The sequence below is a fragment of the Acidovorax sp. LjRoot66 genome (genome assembly GCF_964253305.1).
In the GTDB taxonomy this organism is placed as follows: Bacteria; Pseudomonadota; Gammaproteobacteria; order Burkholderiales; family Burkholderiaceae_C; genus Acidovorax.
In genome coordinates, this window is the sequence record NZ_CAXUQU020000001.1 from 2,541,733 (window position 1) to 2,562,586 (window position 20,854).

Genomic DNA, 20,854 nt, shown 5'->3' on the forward strand with positions numbered 1-20,854 from the left:
GATTTTTACCAAGATAGCGATTCCACGCGGATGAACGATGGGTTGTCCCAACTCAGCCCAAACCGTGGGTCATAAAGATCCTGGTGCATCAGCACCATGAACTGTTCTCCCCACTTCTGCGGGGTGACAGGCGCTATGGCTCCGGCTTTGTAGAGCGCATCAAAACCCTGCCGAGGCAACTGCACCAGGTACGGCTGCAGTTGCCGCGCAAGCCCCCCGCAGCCCGGTGCATGTTCCAACGCGCGCAAGGCCTCACGCGCCGTGTCGTCGAACGCAATGATCACGGGCATCTGCACGCTGTCGATCATGCGGAACTTGGTGGCCAGCGTTTCCAGGGGCAGGCTGTCGGGCATTGCGCTTGAGAGCAGGCCCATCAGATTGGGTTCGTCGAGCTTGTCGCCGCCTTTCTGCCAATACAGCAGTTCGAAGTAGCGGCGTATCGCCGGGGGTGACAAAGGGTCGCCCTCAAACTGGCGCAGCACCTCGCGCGCGGTCTGGGCATACGCCGTGAGTTCAGGCGGCGGCGCCCAGTCTTCGCTTTCGTTGGCGAAGATGAGCACCTCGCTGGCATCGACGCCGCGCTTGCCTTCGCGATTGCACCGGCCGGCGGCCTGGGCGATGGAGTCCAATCCGGCCTCAGCGCGCAGAACCGTGGGAAAGTCCACATCGACCCCCGCCTCGATCAAGCTCGTGCTCACCAGCCGGCAGGGCTTCTTTTCCTTGAGCATCTGGCGTACTTCATCAAGCACTTCGCGGCGGTGTTTTGCACACATCAGTGTGGTGAGATGCCGTGCCCCTGGCAAGTCGGCCATGGCCTGGTACACGGCACGCGCATGGCGCCGGTTGTTGACAATGCACAGCACCTGGTCGCGCGAACGCATCTGCTCTGCCAGTTCGTCGTCGCTCCAGGCTCCCACATGCCGCACCCGCACCCGTTCAAGCTTTTGAAACAGCTTGGCGGGTTCTGGCGCGAGTTCACGCACGCCGGTCAGCCCGCCTTCAAACGCAGGCGCTTCCAGCGCCGGTTGTGTAGCGGTGCAGAGCACTACGCTCGTGCGGTAGTTGCGCGCCAGTTCGTCGATGCTTGCCACGCAGGGCCGCAACAGCCTGAGCGGCATGGTCTGCGCTTCATCCAGGATGACCACGCTGGCGGCGATGTTGTGCAGCTTGCGGCACTGTGAGGGGCGCGCGGCAAACAGGCCCTCAAAGAACTGCACGGCCGTGGTCACGACGATGGGGGCATCCCAATTCTCCATGGCCAACTGCAGCTTTTTGGCCGACTGGTACTTTTCGGGGTCGTCGCGAGGCGGTAGTTGTTCGACGAAACTGCTGTGGTGCTCCAGCACTGCAACTTCACCCAATGGACCCAGTGCTTTGCGAAACACGGCCGCGTTCTGCTCCACGATGCTGGTGAAGGGGATCACAAAGATCACGCGCCGCAGTCCGTGGCGAATGGCGTGGTCCAACGCAAAGGCCAGTGACGCCAACGTCTTTCCGCCGCCTGTGGGCACGGTCAGCGAGAACAGACCCGGTGCCTCCTCGGCCTGCGCCCGCACATGGCGCAGGATGCTTGCTCGCAGCGGGTTCACATCGCCGCCGGCAGGCATGCCGCGCAGGTATGCATCAAGGTGCTCTCGCAGCATCGCAAGGCTGGGCAGTGCTGCGCCCTCTGTGCGGTGGTCTGGCTGGTTCTCGATGCGCTTGTAGAAGCGTTCCGTGTCCAGAAAATCGGCATCCACCAGGCATGAGAAGAGCATGCGGCTCAAAAACGCCAGTTGAAACGAGTTGCGCTTGTTGCCCTGCTGACCTTTCTCGAAATAGGGCCTGTAACCTTGCGGGGGGGCAACTTTCGAGGGCAGGGGGATGTCGCCCTCCCACGTGCTGTCGAGCTCAGGCAACTGCGCTTTCAGCCGTTCGTCCAGCGGCGTGCGCTCTCCCTCACCTGTTCCATTGGCCAGACCTGCATGGTGGCCCGCGATGCCATAGGCCAGCAAATGGCCCATCGGCCCGAAGCGCTGCACCGCGATGCGTGCGCCCCAGGTCGAATGGTCTACGCGCAAAGGATTGCCGCGCAATCGTGCTTGAAAGGGCATGGTGTACTTGCCCAGGTCGTGCAGATACCCTTTTACCTCGGCCATTTCCCGGGCGCCAAACGCTGCGGCGAATTCGCCAGCCCCGTGCCCGACATTGAGCAAGTGCTCCGGCAATGACTGCCAATTGTGTTCATTGGTGTCTGGGGTGGAATGGGCGTAGAAGGCCGTCTTGCCTTGTGACGAAGGCGAAGGTGTTCCAAAGGTTGTCAGGTCCATCGCGTAGGGCCGTGGTGTGCTCGGTGGATATTTACTGACCATTGTTGGTGTACGGATTGAAGTTGTCACCAAAAGTTTTGCCGTGCGCGCGGGTTGCTTGGCCATCGTTGTTACAGGGGCGAATTCGTCCTCTGCAATCCGGGTTTACGCGCTTGGAAAACCTGCTTTTCCTACTTTGGTCGGCAAGCAGCAGCTTGGGGGGCTTGCGGCAAGCGAAGCGATCCACTGTCGTTGCCGATGCTTGGCCCTGAGGGCAAGGATCGCAGCGCCTTCGCGCAATGCGCGAACCATAAGCGCCCTGCTGTTTTCCATAGCGGTTCGCGGTGCGCTAACTGGTTGATATTGCTCGGTTTTTTACGCGGCATCGTTCTCGCAGGGGGTCTGTGCGCTGTGTGCTGCCAAGCTTCGCAAAGCTCCAGCTTTTTTGCGTTGTGTGACCGCAGGTTATAACCACGCCGGTCGCGCCCCGCGTGGGCGCGTGGATTGAAACGAATACCAGCGCGCTACCGGCGGCGTCGGCATCGCGGTCGCGCCCCGCGTGGGCGCGTGGATTGAAACTACCTGCGTGGCATGGACAAGCCTGGCTGCTGCCGGTCGCGCCCCGCGTGGGCGCGTGGATTGAAACGCGCCTGACCCGGACACCCCCAGTAGGGTTTCTGGGTCGCGCCCCGCGTGGGCGCGTGGATTGAAACATGAGCTTCAACACCGCCTCACCGATGGCCATCAGGTCGCGCCCCGCGTGGGCGCGTGGATTGAAACCCCTCACTGACGACTTGCGCAACGCCCTCTGGCCGGTCGCGCCCCGCGTGGGCGCGTGGATTGAAACTGTAATCCGATGGGGCTTCGGCCCCGTCTCTTCAGGTCGCGCCCCGCGTGGGCGCGTGGATTGAAACATTGAGGTGCATACCAAATTCTCAAACAGCATCCGGTCGCGCCCCGCGTGGGCGCGTGGATTGAAACAGCCACGAAGCAATCGACGTTTTCAGCCCTAGATAGGTCGCGCCCCGCGTGGGCGCGTGGATTGAAACTGAGCAGCCTGACCACCAAGGCGCGTTACTCCAGGTCGCGCCCCGCGTGGGCGCGTGGATTGAAACAGCACGTTCGTGACCGTCTCCATGTCGCCCACGCCGGTCGCGCCCCGCGTGGGCGCGTGGATTGAAACTGGAATGCTCGGCTCTGCGCCGCCGCGAAACACGGGTCGCGCCCCGCGTGGGCGCGTGGATTGAAACTGTCAAAGAACGGCATCGTTAAGGTCTGGTGGGACGTCGCGCCCCGCGTGGGCGCGTGGATTGAAACATCATCAATACGCATGGGATCTCCAAAAAGAAAGCGTCGCGCCCCGCGTGGGCGCGTGGATTGAAACTTTGCGGCTGCACTGGCTTTGGCGGTCAGTTGATGGTCGCGCCCCGCGTGGGCGCGTGGATTGAAACCACAACGGGCACATAGCCTTTGTTGCCTATTACCGGTCGCGCCCCGCGTGGGCGCGTGGATTGAAACAACTTCAGCGCGGCCATCATCAGGTGCGCGCCATCGGTCGCGCCCCGCGTGGGCGCGTGGATTGAAACCTTCGACACCTTCAGCGGCCTGGGCTTCGATCCGGTCGCGCCCCGCGTGGGCGCGTGGATTGAAACTTTCCCAAGGAAACGCCCGCCTGCGTGGCCACTCGTCGCGCCCCGCGTGGGCGCGTGGATTGAAACCCCATGCCCATCACGGCCATCATCGCCGTGGAGGCGGTCGCGCCCCGCGTGGGCGCGTGGATTGAAACGATGACAACCTGGCCACCCCCGCCACGGGCGACATGGTCGCGCCCCGCGTGGGCGCGTGGATTGAAACAGCAGCGTACAGGCTGCTGAGGCCCTGGAGAATCGGTCGCGCCCCGCGTGGGCGCGTGGATTGAAACACCTTCACGGTCTGCATGATCCATGCGCTGGTCCAGGTCGCGCCCCGCGTGGGCGCGTGGATTGAAACACCTTCACGGTCTGCATGATCCATGCGCTGGTCCAGGTCGCGCCCCGCGTGGGCGCGTGGATTGAAACACTGGCCCGCAGCTGCTGCAGTTCGGCGAGGAACGGTCGCGCCCCGCGTGGGCGCGTGGATTGAAACGGGGCCAGGCCCGACGCCAACGTGCAGCGCAAACAGGTCGCGCCCCGCGTGGGCGCGTGGATTGAAACGCCACCACCGTGTTGAGTACGCGAGTAAGCCAGGGGTCGCGCCCCGCGTGGGCGCGTGGATTGAAACGGCAACATGCTCGAAGGCCAGAACACGCTGACGCGGTCGCGCCCCGCGTGGGCGCGTGGATTGAAACAGCAGCGGCGTATTGAAGGACGTTCGCACCCTTGATGGTCGCGCCCCGCGTGGGCGCGTGGATTGAAACAAAGACGGTACTGGACGCACGCACCCTATGGACGGTCGCGCCCCGCGTGGGCGCGTGGATTGAAACGGCCGCGCCACGGGGCAGTCTGTGGAAGATGTGGCGTCGCGCCCCGCGTGGGCGCGTGGATTGAAACACGGCACGGGGACCGTCACCCTATCCGGGACATCCGGTCGCGCCCCGCGTGGGCGCGTGGATTGAAACGACGAAGTCACAGACGAGGGCGACGCCTTCCTGGTGTCGCGCCCCGCGTGGGCGCGTGGATTGAAACGGCACGGTGGCGGACAAGGTCACCGAGGGCAAGATCGGTCGCGCCCCGCGTGGGCGCGTGGATTGAAACTCGTGGAAGGTGCAAGACGGCGACAGCACGATCCCGGTCGCGCCCCGCGTGGGCGCGTGGATTGAAACGCGGGTGGTGGTCATGGGGTCCTCGGTCGGTAGGGGTCGCGCCCCGCGTGGGCGCGTGGATTGAAACAGGTCCAGCAGTGTGCCAGCCGTCTCGATGAGCGTCGCGCCCCGCGTGGGCGCGTGGATTGAAACAACGGCACCGACTACACGCTGACTCTCGACGCCGTCGCGCCCCGCGTGGGCGCGTGGATTGAAACTGCGCGCTCGGCTGGCCAGTGCTGCCCGTGGGTCCGGTCGCGCCCCGCGTGGGCGCGTGGATTGAAACGGCCGAGCGGCGGCGCTCAGATAAGCGCGCCTATGGTCGCGCCCCGCGTGGGCGCGTGGATTGAAACGACGGATCAAAGAAGGGCGGCGAGAAGATGCGCGGGTCGCGCCCCGCGTGGGCGCGTGGATTGAAACTCCGACATCGTGGTCAGCTTGCAGGCGGGGCAGGCGGTCGCGCCCCGCGTGGGCGCGTGGATTGAAACAGGAAGCCGGGGCCGATGGGGGCCACGATGTCGAGTCGCGCCCCGCGTGGGCGCGTGGATTGAAACGGGGTGTTCATCGACCAGATGGTCGCAGCTGCTGAAGGTCGCGCCCCGCGTGGGCGCGTGGATTGAAACAACAGCGTGGCGCTTTATGGGCTCACCGGCGCGCAGGGTCGCGCCCCGCGTGGGCGCGTGGATTGAAACGGCCGCATCACCGGCCAGTCGGTGGAAGAGGTGGCCGTCGCGCCCCGCGTGGGCGCGTGGATTAAAACCTGCCCGTCCCCGGGCTCCTGCTGTTCTTTCCAGTCGCGCCCCGCGTGGGCGCGTGGATTGAAACGCGACGCACAACCCTCTTGAGGAACTGAGCCAACGGGTCGCGCCCCGCGTGGGCGCGTGGATTGAAACAACATCACCCCGCGGATTGCCCAGCGCAAGGCGGGGTCGCGCCCCGCGTGGGCGCGTGGATTGAAACCCATGCGTACCACCTCCCGCCTGTTCGCCATCGTCGTCGCGCCCCGCGTGGGCGCGTGGATTGAAACAGCCAGCACAAGACCGAGGCTTTCTCGAAGTACCAGTCGCGCCCCGCGTGGGCGCGTGGATTGAAACATCTGTTTGCCGATGATCTTGCGCAGCGGCTGGTGGTCGCGCCCCGCGTGGGCGCGTGGATTGAAACGACGCCACGCGCATCGATCCGAGCTTCGATGAGCGGTCGCGCCCCGCGTGGGCGCGTGGATTGAAACAATGAGCAGGACGGGGATGGGCCGCCGCCGGCCGGGTCGCGCCCCGCGTGGGCGCGTGGATTGAAACTTACATCGTCCATTGATGCACTTGTCTCGGTGCCTGGTCGCGCCCCGCGTGGGCGCGTGGATTGAAACATGAGCATGAGGGCCTGCGCCTGGTCGCTGGCAAGTCGCGCCCCGCGTGGGCGCGTGGATTGAAACAGGCCGGTGGCGGGGCAAGGGTTCTCGGCGCGGAGGTCGCGCCCCGCGTGGGCGCGTGGATTGAAACGAGCGCGCCTTTGTGGCGGGTAGCTGCGCCTGCATGGTCGCGCCCCGCGTGGGCGCGTGGATTGAAACGCGCTCAGCGCGGCGCACGCAAAACCCGCCCCGGGGTCGCGCCCCGCGTGGGCGCGTGGATTGAAACATCGTGCTGGCCGAGGCCTTGAACAAGCTGGAGCGGGTCGCGCCCCGCGTGGGCGCGTGGATTGAAACAGGTACTCGGAATACTTCCCCGACTCGCCACGGGCGTCGCGCCCCGCGTGGGCGCGTGGATTGAAACGAGGCTGGCCACCTCTTCGTGTGCCATGCGGCACGTCGCGCCCCGCGTGGGCGCGTGGGCGCGTGGATTGAAACATGAGCAAAACGATTTGGTTGGTGGGCGAGCAGGGGGGTCGCGCCCCGCGTGGGCGCGTGGATTGAAACAAGAACGCAGACAAGGAGATCCTGCGCGACCGCAGGTCGCGCCCCGCGTGGGCGCGTGGATTGAAACGAATCCCAGCGCTGCAACCTTTCCGCGATGTAGCGGTCGCGCCCCGCGTGGGCGCGTGGATTGAAACGCGGCCGTCACGGCGGCTGGCGAGGTGCGCAGACTGTCGCGCCCCGCGTGGGCGCGTGGATTGAAACACCACGGACCTCAGCAAGCAGGTTCTCCAGCGAGGTCGCGCCCCGCGTGGGCGCGTGGATTGAAACACCACGGACCTCAGCAAGCAGGTTCTCCAGCGAGGGTCGCGCCCCGCGTGGGCGCGTGGATTGAAACCCAATCCGTGCGGTCGCGCTCGCTGCCCTGGTAAGTCGCGCCCCGCGTGGGCGCGTGGATTGAAACGGCCTGGTCTTCGGTGACGGCATCATTCGCCTGCGGTCGCGCCCCGCGTGGGCGCGTGGATTGAAACGGCCTGGTCTTCGGTGACGGCATCATTCGCCTGCGGTCGCGCCCCGCGTGGGCGCGTGGATTGAAACGATGCAACGCGCATCGATCCGAGCTTCGATGAGCGGTCGCGCCCCGCGTGGGCGCGTGGATTGAAACGTTGTCGTTGATGGTGCCGTCTGCCAGGCTGCTGGTGGTCGCGCCCCGCGTGGGCGCGTGGATTGAAACTACGCCTTCGGCCGCTGGGAGACGCGCTACAGCGGTCGCGCCCCGCGTGGGCGCGTGGATTGAAACGACGGCCCGAGCTTCGCCACGCACAACCCACTGGGGTCGCGCCCCGCGTGGGCGCGTGGATTGAAACAACACGCTCAATGAGGCAAGCGACGCGCTGGGCTTGGTCGCGCCCCGCGTGGGCGCGTGGATTGAAACGCCGCGAGCGCGCCGAAGCCAACGAACGCTTGCACGTCGCGCCCCGCGTGGGCGCGTGGATTGAAACGGGCCCAGGCGCAGATCGCCAGCCGCCAGGTGCTGGGTCGCGCCCCGCGTGGGCGCGTGGATTGAAACCTTGTGTTCTTTGGCTGTGCACACGTGTGCATCTGGGTCGCGCCCCGCGTGGGCGCGTGGATTGAAACGTCCACCACGTTGCTCAGCTCTTGCACCACGGGCGTGGTTGCGCCCCGCGTGGGCGCGTGGATTGAAACAACACCCTGAACGAGGCATCGGATGCCCTGGGCTGGTCGCGCCCCGCGTGGGCGCGTGGATTGAAACACGGGCTCCAGTCGGCCACTGTGCGCAAGCGGCGGGTCGCGCCCCGCGTGGGCGCGTGGATTGAAACAGGCATTGGGGCCCCGGTTCAGTTGCCGCTGGGCAGTCGCGCCCCGCGTGGGCGCGTGGATTGAAACATCTTCCACGCCAAGGCCACGATCTGGAAAGACCCGTCGCGCCCCGCGTGGGCGCGTGGATTGAAACGCCCCCGTGGCCGTCACGCCCACCGCTGAGCGCAGTCGCGCCCCGCGTGGGCGCGTGGATTGAAACATCAATGCGGTGCTGCGGCGTGAGTCCGGCGCGGGGTCTCGCCCCGCGTGGGCGCGTGGATTGAAACACGAACACCCTCGACGCTGGCGGCTTCAAGCTCACGTCGCGCCCCGCGTGGGCGCGTGGATTGAAACTAAGCGACCATGGCGGTGTACCTGATCCAGGGCGGGGTCGCGCCCCGCGTGGGCGCGTGGATTGAAACGTCTCGGCATTCACGGCCCAGGCCTCGCCGGGCTCGGTCGCGCCCCGCGTGGGCGCGTGGATTGAAACGTCCAAGCGGGCCAGCAGGCCAGGCGTGGACAGCGGTCGCGCCCCGCGTGGGCGCGTGGATTGAAACACCAGCACCACCGCCTTCGAAATCATCGGCGAGCGGTCGCGCCCCGCGTGGGCGCGTGGATTGAAACAGGCCGTCGCTCACGTTGTCGCCGTAGATGGTCGTCGCGCCCCGCGTGGGCGCGTGGATTGAAACGACAACAACATCAAGGGTGAGGTTGCGGTCAGCGAGTCGCGCCCCGCGTGGGCGCGTGGATTGAAACTGATGCAAGTCCTGCTGTCCTTCGCGCTCGCCGGTCGCGCCCCGCGTGGGCGCGTGGATTGAAACAGCCCGCCGTTGATCAGCCTGGTGATGCGCCGGAAGGGTCGCGCCCCGCGTGGGCGCGTGGATTGAAACTGGCGCGCGCACAAGGACGTGCTGCTGGGCCTGGCGGTCGCGCCCCGCGTGGGCGCGTGGATTGAAACCAGACTGCTGCCGCCCTGGACTCCACGGCCGAGGCCGGTCGCGCCCCGCGTGGGCGCGTGGATTGAAACCCATTGGAGCAACCATGCCCATCCAGCACGTCAAGTCGCGCCCCGCGTGGGCGCGTGGATTGAAACACGCACGCTGCCCAACCCCATCGACGGGTCGCTGGGTCGCGCCCCGCGTGGGCGCGTGGATTGAAACCTGAACAAGCACAGTGCAATGTTTGCGCCTGAGCGTCGCGCCCCGCGTGGGCGCGTGGATTGAAACGATAAAAACGGCCTGCCTTGGGACGACCGTATCCGGTCGCGCCCCGCGTGGGCGCGTGGATTGAAACACCGATGTTGCTAAGGGGGTTAAGTGAAGGTGCTCGTCGCGCCCCGCGTGGGCGCGTGGATTGAAACAATGAGCAGGATGGGGATGGGCCGCCGCCGGCCGGGGTCGCGCCCCGCGTGGGCGCGTGGATTGAAACCAGGCCTTGGATGCGGCGGTCAACCACGGTATCGGGGTCGCGCCCCGCGTGGGCGCGTGGATTGAAACACATGACGATCAACGAATTGACCCTGCTGCGGGTGTCGCGCCCCGCGTGGGCGCGTGGATTGAAACGTGGGCGTGCAGACCGACAACACCGACACCTACGTCGCGCCCCGCGTGGGCGCGTGGATTGAAACGATGAACACACCATAGTCGTTGCTGTAGCACGCGGTCGCGCCCCGCGTGGGCGCGTGGATTGAAACAGTTTCAGGGTGGACGGACGACGTGCCGGCCTCAGGTCGCGCCCCGCGTGGGCGCGTGGATTGAAACAGTTTCAGGGTGGACGGACGACGTGCCGGCCTCAGGTCGCGCCCCGCGTGGGCGCGTGGATTGAAACGACAAGCTCAAGAGCAAGGTGGCTGGCGTCGCTGCGGGTCGCGCCCCGCGTGGGCGCGTGGATTGAAACTGACCTTTGGAGCCCAGCCATGAAAACCAAGACCGTCGCGCCCCGCGTGGGCGCGTGGATTGAAACAGGTTGCCCAGGCCGTCGTCGGTCACGTACTTGCGTCGCGCCCCGCGTGGGCGCGTGGATTGAAACTTCACGAGCTCGATGAGTGCATTGCTGCTGCTGGGGTCGCGCCCCGCGTGGGCGCGTGGATTGAAACGACGGCCCGAGCTTCGCGACGCACAACCCGCTGGAAGTCGCGCCCCGCGTGGGCGCGTGGATTGAAACAAGTTCACCAATGCGGGGAACACCGTCGAGTACGGTCGCGCCCCGCGTGGGCGCGTGGATTGAAACGACGCCGACAAGTTCGAAATCAAACCCAACTTCGGGTCGCGCCCCGCGTGGGCGCGTGGATTGAAACATCCGGGCGCGTGACGCGCATCTACCCTGCATCTCGGTCGCGCCCCGCGTGGGCGCGTGGATTGAAACTTGCGTCGGGCCGCGTGTTCACGGTCAATGATGGGTCGCGCCCCGCGTGGGCGCGTGGATTGAAACGACCCGGAAACGGGCTCCTACCTCTACGACGTGACCGGTCGCGCCCCGCGTGGGCGCGTGGATTGAAACAGATCGACGTCGTCGCCGATGCCCAGTGCCCTGCGGGTCGCGCCCCGCGTGGGCGCGTGGATTGAAACAGGCGCGCCCAGTTGGAGGTGATCTCGACAATGTGTCGCGCCCCGCGTGGGCGCGTGGATTGAAACAATGCGGTGGTGCTGGAGCAGGCTGCATGGACCGGTCGCGCCCCGCGTGGGCGCGTGGATTGAAACTCTATAGAGATCATGGGTAGTGGTGGATGCCTGCGGTCGCGCCCCGCGTGGGCGCGTGGATTGAAACACTGGCGCGGGATATCGGCGTCCAGCACCTCCAGGGGTCGCGCCCCGCGTGGGCGCGTGGATTGAAACATCCCCGCGGAGAAGTACGCCAGCGGCAAGCCCAGTCGCGCCCCGCGTGGGCGCGTGGATTGAAACAGCACCGAGGTCTGTTGGTAGTGCTCCCACGTCATGGTCGCGCCCCGCGTGGGCGCGTGGATTGAAACGCGCAGTGCATCACCTGCACCCAGCGCACGCCGTCGTCGCGCCCCGCGTGGGCGCGTGGATTGAAAAACAACGAACAGCGCAAGGGGTGCCGCCTGCACCGGGTCGCGCCCCGCGTGGGCGTGCGGATTGAAACGAGGCCATGAAGGTGGGCCAGAATATCCGCTGCGTCGCGCCCCGCGTGGGCGCGTGGGCGCGTGGGCGCGTGGGCGCGTGGGCGCGTGGGCGCGTGGGCGCGTGGGCGCGTGGGCGCGTGGGCGCGTGGGCGCGTGGGCGCGTGGGCGCGTGGATTGAAACTACCTATAATATTGATCCGGCATTAATTAAGTTGAATCAAGCCGCATAGCGAACCGGCTCATGCTGGAAGTATTTGCGAATGCGCTCGGGCTGACGCTGCACACTGCGTAGATGGCGAGCAGTGGCCTTGACCAACTGCAGCTTCGTGCGCGCTGGCGCCAGTTTCGTCACCGCCTGCTTGATGTCGGCGTTGGCCATCTCATCGGGGTTCAGTTCCGGGCTGTAGCTTGGCAGATAAAACACCTCGATCGCATCGGCATGCTCGGCCAGCCACGCCTTCACAGGCTTGGCGTGGTGCACCCGCAGGTTGTCCAGGATCAGAAACACCTTCTTGGTGGCGCCCTTGATCAACCTGCGCAGGAAGTCGATCAGGATCTTGGCGTTGATCGCGCCTTCAAAGATCCGCCAGCGCATCTGTCCCTTGTTGGTGACGGTGGAGATCACCGACAGGCCGTGGCGCTTGTTGTTGACCCGGATCACCGGCGTCTGGCCTTTGGGGGCGAAGCTGCGGCCGCGCACATCGTCGCTGCGCAGGCCGCTCTCATCTCCCCAATGGATCTCTGCGCCTTCGGCCTTGGCCCTTGCCGCAATGACGGGGTAGTCCTCTTCGTGCCACTTCCTGACTGCGGCGGGCGATTGCTCGTAGGCCTTCTTCATCGGCTTTTGCGGTGTGAAGCCCCAGCGCGCCAGATATAGCCCCATCGTGCGTACCGGCAGCTTGATGCCAAATCGCTCCTCAATCAGCTGCGAGACCGCTGCGCGCGTCCACAGCGCGTAGGGCATCTTCAACTGGTCTGGCGTCTTGTCGGTGATGAGCTTGCACACCAGCGTCTCCTGCGCCGCAGTCAGCAGCCGACCATCGCCGCTTTGGCGCCCGCTGGGCGCATCGTGCAAGGCCTTGGCGCCGCTCAATTCATGGCGCTTGCAGATGTTGAACACACCTGTGCGGCTCAGCCCCGTGAGCGTCGCAATCTCGTCGTAGGTCCGGCCCGCTGTGCGTAGTCGAATTACCTGCACTCGCCTCTCGTGGCGCGCTGGGCGCGACAGCTTTCTCATGTCAGTTGCTTGCATCACTCCAACATGATGGCACTCCAGAGTATTTCAAGTTGAATTCCGCCGAATAAATAGTAGGTTGGGTGCCAGCGCGGCATGCGCCCGTCTTCGGTAAAGTCTGTTCGTTGGCGGGCTGGTGAACGGACAGCCATGCTGTGCGGAACGGAACGGAACGGGCCGGGCAGGCCTGCCAGGTCAAGCCTGTTTATCTTTTGTGCCAGAGAAATGATTGGAGGGGTTGATGGGACTGCGGTATTCCATGAAAGGCGTGCAAGACACGCTGGAGGTCTTTGAGGACAGGCTGACGATCACGCCCAAGGGAGTCCTTGGCTTTTTGAACAAAGGTCTTCAAGGTACCAAGACAATCCCTTTTTCCTCCATCAAAGCTGTGCAGCATCGAGAGGCCGGATGGATTGCCAATGGCTTTCTGCAGTTCACGATCCTTGGTGGCACAGAAAACATGGGCGGTGTGTTTTCGGCGGCCAAGGATGAAAACTCGTTCATTTTTTCCAACAGCGACAACAACAATGCGCGGGTGACGGAAATCAAGGAATTCATCGAACAGGCTGTCGCTCCCGTCGGGCATGCCTCCGCAGGCCCTGTGAGCATAGGGGACGAACTGGTCAAGCTCGCATCCCTGCGGGCCCAGGGCATCTTGACGGAAGAAGAATTCCAGGCCGCCAAGAAAAAGATCCTGTCGTAGAGTCTGCGGGGCTGCCTTGCGCAAGCGCGGGCCGACGGGATGTGTGCCACGGCCCTGCCGCGTGCCCTGGTCTGGGATGAGCGATTTGCTGTCAACGCCTGGCAGCCTTGAGCGCCTCGCGTTGCTGGCTGCCCGTATGGCCCAGCGCCTTCAGCGCCGCCACCGTCTCCCGCAACCCTCGGTGCAGCCGCTTGTCCTTGCGCACCACCACGGCCAGGGTGCGGGCCAGGGGCGGTGACAGCGGGCGCACTTCCACAGCGCTGCCATGGCTGCCCTGCACGGCCATGCCGGGCAGCACGGCGCAGCCCAGGCCGGCGGCCACCAGTTCCTTGATGGCCTCCACGCTGCCCAGCGACATGGCGGGCTGCAGGGCCACGCCTGCCTGGGCGAACCAGGCGTCGGCAATGCGGCGGGTCTGGCCGCCGGGCTCGAACAGCAGCACGGGGTGGCGGGCCAGGTCGGCGGCGGTCACCTTCTTGGGCAGGGCGGTGCCTTTGGGCGCGATGGCAACGAATGCGTCCTGCAGCACGGGCGTCACATCGAGCATGCGGCCGCTGGCGGGCTGGGTGACCAGGCCCATGTCCAGCGTGTTGTCTTCCACGGCCTGCACGATGTCGGCGGTGTTGCCGGTGCGCACGGTGATCTCCAGGCCCGCAAAGCGCTGGCGCAGCGCGCCCAGCACCGGCGGCAGCAAGAAGATGCAGGCCGTGGCGCCCGTGCCCAGGCGCACGCGGCCTGTGGTGCCGCTGGCGTGGTGGGCCACGGCGGCCAGAGCGTCGGCCACGGCGGCATCGATGCGGGCCACGTGTACCAGCAGCTCCGCGCCGGCGGCCGTGGGGCGCAGCACGCGGCCCACGCGCTCCACCAGGGGTGTGCCCAGGCGCTTTTCGAGCTGGCGCACCTGCAGGCTCACGGCGGGTTGGGTCAGGTCCAGCCGCTGGGCGGCGGCGGAAAAGCTGCCCAGTTCGATGGCGGTGGCAAAGCCGTGCAGCTGGTCGAGGTTGATGCGTTCCATGCCAAAGAATTTCTCATACTTTGCATAAGCTGTAAAAGCTTCTTTTATGGGCTGTGGCGCGCCACACTGGCGCCATGCATTCTTCTTCTGCGCTTAATTCGCCCCTTTCCTCCTCTGTCACGGCGCCGCATGTGCGCGATGCCGTTAATGCCGATCTGCCCGCCATCCAGGCGATCTATGCCCACCATGTGCTCCATGGCCTGGCCTCGTTCGAGGAGGTGCCGCCCGGTGTGGACGAGCTGCGCAGCCGCCTTGCCGCTGTGCGCGCGGCGGGCCTGCCCTACCTGGTGGCCGAGGTAGATGGCGCGGTGGCCGGCTATGCCTATGCCACGCTGTACCGCCCGCGCTCGGCCTACCGCCACACGGTGGAGGACTCGGTCTATGTGGCGCAGGGCATGGCGGGGCAGGGCCTTGGTGCGGCGCTGCTGGCCGCGATCATCGCGCGCTGCGAGGCAGGGCCCTGGCGCCAAATGATGGCAACCATAGGGCAGGGCGATGGCAATGCGGGTTCCATCGCGCTGCATGCGCGCATGGGCTTCACGCGCATCGGGGCCCTGCGGTCGGTGGGCTTCAAGCACGGGCAGTGGCTCGATACGGTGCTGATGCAGCGGCCCCTGGGTGTGGGTGACGGCGCACTGCCCGCAAGCGTGGCTGCGGCCGGTGCGTGACGCTGGCGCCTGGGCAGGCTCCGTAAACGACAACGCCCTGGCGCAGGCCAGGGCGTTGTCGGTTCCTTCAAAGAGCTTACTTCGGCGCCAGGCGGATCGCGCCGTCCAGGCGGATCACTTCGCCGTTGAGCATGTCGTTTTCGAGGATGTGCTTGACCAGCTTGGCATAGTCCTGCGGGGTGCCCAGGCGGCTGGGGAAGGGCACGCCGGCGGCCAGTGCGTCCTGCACTTCCTGGGGCATGCCGAACAGCATGGGGGTGCCGAAGATGCCGGGGGCGATGGTCATGTTGCGGATGCCGTTGCGCGCCAGGTCGCGGGCGATCGGCAGCGTCATGCCGACCACGCCACCCTTGGATGCGGCGTAGGCGGCCTGGCCGATCTGGCCGTCGTACGCGGCGACGCTGGCAGTGGAGATCAGCACGCCGCGCTCGCCGGTGGCTTCGGGCTCGTTTTTGCTCATGGCTTCGGCGGCCAGGCGGATCATGTTGAAGCTGCCGATCAGGTTCACGGTGATGGTTTTGCTGAACACGGCCAGCGCGTGCGCGCCGTTCTTGCCCACGGTCTTTTCCGCGGGGGCGATGCCGGCGCAGTTCACCAGGCCGGCCAGCTTGCCCAGCGACACGGCCTTGGCCACCACGGCCTGGCCGTCGGCCTCGTTGCTCACGTCGCACTTCACGAAGGCGCCGCCGATGTCCTTGGCCACGGCTTCGCCCTTGTCGGCCTGCATGTCGGCAATGACGACGTTGCCGCCCTGGGCGGCCAGCATGCGCGCCGTGCCTTCGCCCAGGCCCGATGCGCCGCCGGTCACGATGAATACCTTGCCCTTGATGTCCATGTGCTGTCTCCTGAAAAGTAAGTGACGTTAACGTAAACGTCAATTATGGCCCAGCTCCACACGGGCGCAAAAAAGCCCGGGCGCTGCCGGGCTTGATCGGGGTGCCGCCGGCCGGGGCCGGGGCAGGGTGGCGGGCTTACTGGAAGCCCACGCGGTCCAGCATCTGCTGCACCTTGGTCACGTTGGCGCCCACGGCGCTGATCGGGATGGTCTCGCTCTTGAACGGCGCGTTGCCGGTCATGGCCTTGAGCGCCGGGTTGTCGATGTGCAGGCCCTTGGCGGCAGGCCACTCGTTGTTGCCGTTGGCAAAGTAGTTCTGCGCTTCGGCGCTGGCCAGGTACTCGAGGAACTTGATGGCGTTGTCGCGGTTCTTGGCGTTCTTGGCCACGGCGCCGCCGGCGATGTTCAGGTGCGTGCCCCACGATTGCTGGTTGGGGAGCACCACGCCCACCTTGTTGACCACGGCCACGTCTTCGGGCTTGCCCGAGCGCATCATGCGCGCCAGGTAGTAGCTGTTGGTGACGGCGATATCGCATTCACCCGATGCCACGGCCTTGATCTGGTCGGTGTCGCCACCCTTGGGGGCGCGGGCCAGGTTGCCCACCATGCCCTTGAGCCAGGCCTCGGCCTTTTGCTCGCCCATGTGCTCGGTCACGGCGCCGAACAGGCTCAGGTTGTAGGGGTGCGAGCCCGAGCGGATGCACAGCTTGCCCTTGTTCTTGGGGTCGCCCAGTTCTTCATAGGTGTCCACGTCTTCCTTTTGCACCTTGACCTTGTTGTAGACGATCACGCGGGCGCGGGTGGACAGGCCGAACCAGGCAATGCCGCCGTCGGCCGCAGGCGTGCTGCGCAGGTTGGCGGGGATGGCGTCGCTCAGCACCTTGGACTGGATGGGCTGGAATAGGCCGTCGACCTCGCCCTTGTACAGGCGGGCAGCATCCACCAGCAGGATCACGTCGGCGGGGGAGGCGGTGCCCTCGGCCTTCAGGCGCGCGAGGATGCCGGCGTCGTCCGCGTCCACGCGGTTGATCTTGATGCCCGTGGCCTTGGTGAAGCCGGTGTACAGCGCTTCGTCCGTGGAGTAGTGGCGTGCCGAGTACAGGTTCACCACCTGCTCCTGGGCAGATACGGCGCCAGCGGCTGCGGCCAGTGCGCAGGCGGTCAGCAGGGCTTTCACGGTCTTCGACATGGAATGCATCTTTCGAGGTGTAGCAACGCTGCGATGATAAAACAAACGCGAATTATTCTTAATAAAACCAAGGGGGAGGGATGGATTTGATGCCGTGCCCCACGGGCGTGGACCCATCCATGGCGAGCGAAATCGCAGGCCGCCTGAATGCTATCAAATGAGGAGCGACCCAGACAAAAAAAAGCCCGGGGTTACCGGGCTTTGAATTGGATCCAGGAAACGGGGGTTTCGAGAGGATCCAAGGAGACAACTGGGGGCCCCGAACTGTGTTCCGGGCCATGGGTTGAATTATCAGGGTAATCCCTGCGTTGCGCCTAGAGTCTGCACTCCAGACGCAGTAGATGGCTTAGCGCTTGCGGGGAGCAGCGGTCTTGGCGGCGTTGGCAGCGGTGCTGGCCACGGCGTTGAAGTTGGCTTCGGCCACGTCCGACGCTTGCTTGACGGCCTTTTGAACCGATTCAAACGCGTTGTTGGCAGCAGAGACGGCGCTCTTCATCACGGCCACGGCGGTTTCGGAACCGGCGGGGGCGTTCTTGGCAGCGCTGTCGACCAGGTTGGTGAAGCTCTTTTGAGCGTCAGCAGCTTGCGATTCGATAGCCTTGCCGAATTCGGCTGCGGTGCCCGACGAGATGTCGTACAGGTGACGGCTGTAGGCAGCGGTCTTTTCAGCCAGGGGCTGGAACAGGCCGGCTTGCAGGGCCAGCAGTTCTTGTGCGTCTTTCACGCCCAGGAAAGCCTGGGTGTGGGTGGAGGCTTCCGACAGGGCAGCGCGCGAAGCGGTCACGTTCAGTTCGACCAGCTTTTCGACGCCTTCGAAAGCCTTGGTGGTCAGACCAAACAGGGTTTCGATGTTGGCCTTGTGGGATGCCAGAATTTGTTCAGCGGTCAGCGACATGTCATATCTCCTAAAAGTAAGGCCCGGGGGGCCGAGGTGGTTTACAGACAATCTGCGCTGTCGTTGACCTGGTGAGTCATGTTGCAGTGCAGCATGGGTTGAATTTTAGGGACTTGGTGGATGATTGCAAGTGCTTTTTGTTGCGCTGCAGCAATTTAGAGGTGACACCCCAACACCGCCGCCGTTGCCACAATGGCGTCATGCATGCCTATTACGCAGACCAGTTCGTGCTGCCGCTGCCCGAGGGGCACCGTTTTCCCATGGCCAAGTACCGCCTGTTGCGCGACGCCGTGGCCGCACACCTGCCCGGCGTGGCGCTGCAGGTGGCGCCGCCCGCGTCCGACAGCGAGCTGGCCCTGGCCCACGCGCCGGGCTATATCGACGCCATTGCCACCGGCACCTTGCCGGCGCCCGCGCAGCGCGAGATCGGCTTTCCCTGGAGCCCGGCCATGGCCGAGCGCGCGCGCCGCTCGGTGGGCGCCACCATCGCGGCCTGCCGCGTGGCCATGGCGGCTTGCGAGGGGGGCGGCATCGCGGGCAATCTGGCTGGCGGCACGCACCACGCTTATGCCGACAAGGGCAGCGGCTTTTGCGTGTTCAACGACATGGCCGTGGCCGCGCGGCTGATGCAGGACGAGCATGCGCGCGCCGCCTCGGCCATGGGCGCCAACCCGCTGCCGCTGCGGGTGGCCGTGATCGACCTCGATGTGCACCAGGGCAACGGCACGGCGCGCATCTTCCAGGGCGACGACTCGGTGTTCACCCTCTCGCTGCACGGCGCGCGCAACTTCCCGTTCCGCAAGGAAGCGGGCGACCTGGACGTGGAGCTGCCCGACGGCTGTGGCGACGACGACTACCTGCAGGCCCTGGAGCAGGCGCTCGACACGCTGGACCAGCGCTTCGCTCCCGGCCTGGTGCTCTACCTGGCCGGGGCCGACCCGCATGTGGGCGACCGCCTGGGGCGCCTGCACATCAGCCACGACGGGCTGGAGGCGCGTGACCGGCGCGTGTTCGACTGGGCCTGGCAGCGGCGCGTGCCCGTGGCCTTTGCCATGGGCGGCGGTTACGGCACGGACATTGCCGACACCATCAAGGCCCAGCTCGCCACCTGGCGCGTGGCCCACCAGTACCAGCAGCGCTGGCAGAATTTCTTGCAACCCTCTGTTTGACCATGACCGATACCGCTTCTTCCGCAGCCACCGCGCGGCCCGCACCGCAGCCGCGCAGCGCCTACCGCGCCTTCCGCTCCATCAGCACCCGCTGGGCCGACAACGATGTCTACGGCCACGTGAACAACGTCGTGTACTACAGCTGGTTCGACACGGCCGTGAACGCGCACCTGATCGAGCAGGGCGTGCTCGACATCCACGCCGGCACCACCATCGGCCTGGTGATCGAGACGCAGTGCAACTACTTCGCGCCGCTGGCCTTCCCGCAGACGGTGGAGGCCGGCATCCGCGTGGCGCGGCTGGGGGGCTCCAGCGTGCGCTACGAGGTGGGGCTGTTCGCCGAAGGCGAGCCGCTCTGCGCTGCGGCCGGGCACTTCATCCACGTGTATGTGGACCGCGCAACGCGCCGCCCGGTGCCGGTGCCCCAAGCGCTGCGCCAGGTGTTGCAGGCACTGCAGGTGGCTGGCTGATCCAGGCCGTCCGTCCATAGGCGCAAACCCCGGGCGGACATGCTCTGCAGCAAGGCGCCCGATGGCCTACACTTTGCGGCTTTGCTGCCCCTGACTGGCGGCGCTCCTTGGGCCATCTGCCGCGGCCCGCTTCGACAATGATCATCACCAGCCTGCTCGACACCGACCTGTACAAGTTCACGATGATGCAGGTGGTGCTGCACCAATTCCCCGGGGCGCAGGTCGAGTACCGCTTCAAGTGCCGCAACCCCGGCGTGCAGCTGGCGCCGTACGCCAACGAAATCCGCGACGAGATCCGCTCGCTGTGCAGCCTGCATTTCCAGGACGCCGAGCTGGCCTACCTGCGCTCCATGCGCTTCATCAAGAGCGACTTCGTGGACTTTCTCGGGCTGTTCCGCCTGAATGAGAAGTACATCACCATCACGCCGCAGCACAACGGCGAGATCGAGATCACCATCCGCGGGCCCTGGCTGCACACCATCCTGTTCGAGATCCCGGTGTTGGCCATCGTCAACGAGGTCTACTTTCGCAACACGCAGAAGGTGCCCAATTTCCCCGAGGGCCGCCGCCGGCTGGACACCAAGATCGCCCAGTTGCAGGCCGATGGCCTGTCGGAGCTCAAGATCGCCGATTACGGCACGCGCCGGCGTTTCAGCCGCGCCTGGCACGAGGAAGTGCTGCGCGTGCTGTGCGCGCGCCTGGGCACGGGCGACCGCCGGCCCGGCGCGCCCGTGGGGCCCGGCCAGTTCGCCGGCACCAGCAATGTGCTGTATGCGATGAAGCTGGGCGTGACGCCGCTGGGCACCATGGCGCACGAATACCTGCAGGCCTGCCAGGCGCTGGGCCCGCGCCTGCGCGACAGCCAGGTCTTCGGCTTCGAGGTGTGGGCCAAGGAGTACCGGGGCGACCTGGGCATCGCCCTGTCCGACGTGTACGGCATGAGCGCCTTCCTGCGCGACTTCGACCTGTATTTCTGCAAGCTGTTCGATGGCGCACGCCACGACAGCGGCGACCCGTTTGCCTGGGGCGAGCGCCTTTTGGACCACTACCGCAAGAACCGTGTGGACCCGCTGACCAAGACGCTGATCTTCAGCGACGCGCTCACCGTGCCGCGCACCATCGAGCTGTACCAGCAGTTCCGTGGCCGCTGCCAGTTGGCCTTCGGCATCGGCACCAACCTGACCAACGACCTGGGTAGCCCGCCCGAGCACGAGCCGCTGCAGGTGGTGATCAAGATGACGCAGTGCAACGGCCAGCCCGTGGCCAAGCTGTCGGACACCCCCGGCAAGGGCATGTGCGACGACGAGAAGTACCTGGCCTACCTGCGCCAGGTGTTCGATATTCCCGCAAGCGCCTGATCG

Annotated in this window: 11 protein-coding genes and 2 CRISPR repeat arrays; of the genes, 5 read left to right on the plus strand and 6 right to left on the minus strand. The window is 65.8% G+C overall.

Features of this window, described 5'->3' with window-relative positions:
- Window positions 1–5: 5 nt before the first annotated feature.
- Both ACSQ3Y_RS11795 and ACSQ3Y_RS11800 read right to left on the minus strand, forming a co-directional pair.
- The gene (locus ACSQ3Y_RS11795) at window positions 6–2,309 is read right to left on the minus strand and encodes a CRISPR-associated endonuclease Cas3'' (RefSeq protein ID WP_436177391.1); all 2,304 of its coding nucleotides are present in this window, start codon (window positions 2,307–2,309) and stop codon (window positions 6–8) included.
- A 458-nt stretch (window positions 2,310–2,767) separates the two neighbouring features.
- Window positions 2,768–6,834: a CRISPR direct-repeat array (repeat unit 32 nt; unit sequence GTCGCGCCCCGCGTGGGCGCGTGGATTGAAAC).
- Between the two features lie 110 nt (window positions 6,835–6,944).
- Window positions 6,945–11,335: a CRISPR direct-repeat array (repeat unit 32 nt; unit sequence GTCGCGCCCCGCGTGGGCGCGTGGATTGAAAC).
- 197 nt (window positions 11,336–11,532) lie between these two features.
- Window positions 11,533–12,567, minus strand: a complete 1,035-nt coding sequence (locus tag ACSQ3Y_RS11800) for an IS630 family transposase (RefSeq protein ID WP_436177392.1) — start codon at window positions 12,565–12,567, stop codon at window positions 11,533–11,535.
- A gap of 241 nt (window positions 12,568–12,808) precedes the next feature.
- Here ACSQ3Y_RS11800 and ACSQ3Y_RS11805 point away from each other — a divergent pair, with 241 nt between their 5' ends.
- Window positions 12,809–13,252, plus strand: coding sequence for an SHOCT domain-containing protein (locus tag ACSQ3Y_RS11805; RefSeq protein ID WP_436177393.1), 444 nt, complete (start codon window positions 12,809–12,811; stop codon window positions 13,250–13,252).
- Window positions 13,253–13,343: 91 nt separating this feature from the next.
- Here ACSQ3Y_RS11805 and ACSQ3Y_RS11810 read toward each other — a convergent pair whose 3' ends face one another.
- Window positions 13,344–14,267 (minus strand): LysR family transcriptional regulator, encoded by a 924-nt coding sequence (locus ACSQ3Y_RS11810; RefSeq protein WP_436177394.1) that lies wholly within the window; start codon window positions 14,265–14,267, stop codon window positions 13,344–13,346.
- A 74-nt stretch (window positions 14,268–14,341) separates the two neighbouring features.
- Here ACSQ3Y_RS11810 and ACSQ3Y_RS11815 point away from each other — a divergent pair, with 74 nt between their 5' ends.
- Window positions 14,342–14,935 (plus strand): N-acetyltransferase family protein, encoded by a 594-nt coding sequence (locus ACSQ3Y_RS11815; RefSeq protein ID WP_436177395.1) that lies wholly within the window; start codon window positions 14,342–14,344, stop codon window positions 14,933–14,935.
- A gap of 76 nt (window positions 14,936–15,011) precedes the next feature.
- Here ACSQ3Y_RS11815 and ACSQ3Y_RS11820 read toward each other — a convergent pair whose 3' ends face one another.
- The 3 genes from ACSQ3Y_RS11820 to ACSQ3Y_RS11830 form a co-directional block, all read right to left on the minus strand.
- Window positions 15,012–15,770 (minus strand): 3-hydroxyacyl-CoA dehydrogenase, encoded by a 759-nt coding sequence (locus tag ACSQ3Y_RS11820; RefSeq protein ID WP_436177396.1) that lies wholly within the window; start codon window positions 15,768–15,770, stop codon window positions 15,012–15,014.
- A 136-nt stretch (window positions 15,771–15,906) separates the two neighbouring features.
- Complete coding sequence (locus tag ACSQ3Y_RS11825; RefSeq protein ID WP_436177397.1) at window positions 15,907–16,959, minus strand: extracellular solute-binding protein; 1,053 nt, start codon at window positions 16,957–16,959, stop codon at window positions 15,907–15,909.
- Window positions 16,960–17,305: 346 nt separating this feature from the next.
- A complete protein-coding gene (locus tag ACSQ3Y_RS11830; protein WP_057205851.1) occupies window positions 17,306–17,854 on the minus strand; it encodes a phasin family protein in 549 nt (182 codons plus the stop codon).
- A 200-nt stretch (window positions 17,855–18,054) separates the two neighbouring features.
- On the opposite strand from ACSQ3Y_RS11830, the gene ACSQ3Y_RS11835 reads away from it, so the two are divergent.
- The 3 genes from ACSQ3Y_RS11835 (at window position 18,055) to pncB (ending at window position 20,851) form a co-directional block, all read left to right on the plus strand.
- Window positions 18,055–19,023 carry a histone deacetylase family protein gene (locus tag ACSQ3Y_RS11835; protein WP_436177398.1) on the plus strand — a complete coding sequence of 323 codons (969 nt, stop codon included), beginning with the start codon at window positions 18,055–18,057 and terminating at the stop codon, window positions 19,021–19,023.
- Between the two features lie 2 nt (window positions 19,024–19,025).
- Window positions 19,026–19,493 carry an acyl-CoA thioesterase gene (locus tag ACSQ3Y_RS11840; RefSeq protein ID WP_179681203.1) on the plus strand — a complete coding sequence of 156 codons (468 nt, stop codon included), beginning with the start codon at window positions 19,026–19,028 and terminating at the stop codon, window positions 19,491–19,493.
- A 137-nt stretch (window positions 19,494–19,630) separates the two neighbouring features.
- Window positions 19,631–20,851 carry a nicotinate phosphoribosyltransferase gene (pncB, locus tag ACSQ3Y_RS11845; RefSeq protein WP_057205858.1) on the plus strand — a complete coding sequence of 407 codons (1,221 nt, stop codon included), beginning with the start codon at window positions 19,631–19,633 and terminating at the stop codon, window positions 20,849–20,851.
- Window positions 20,852–20,854 lie beyond the last annotated feature (3 nt).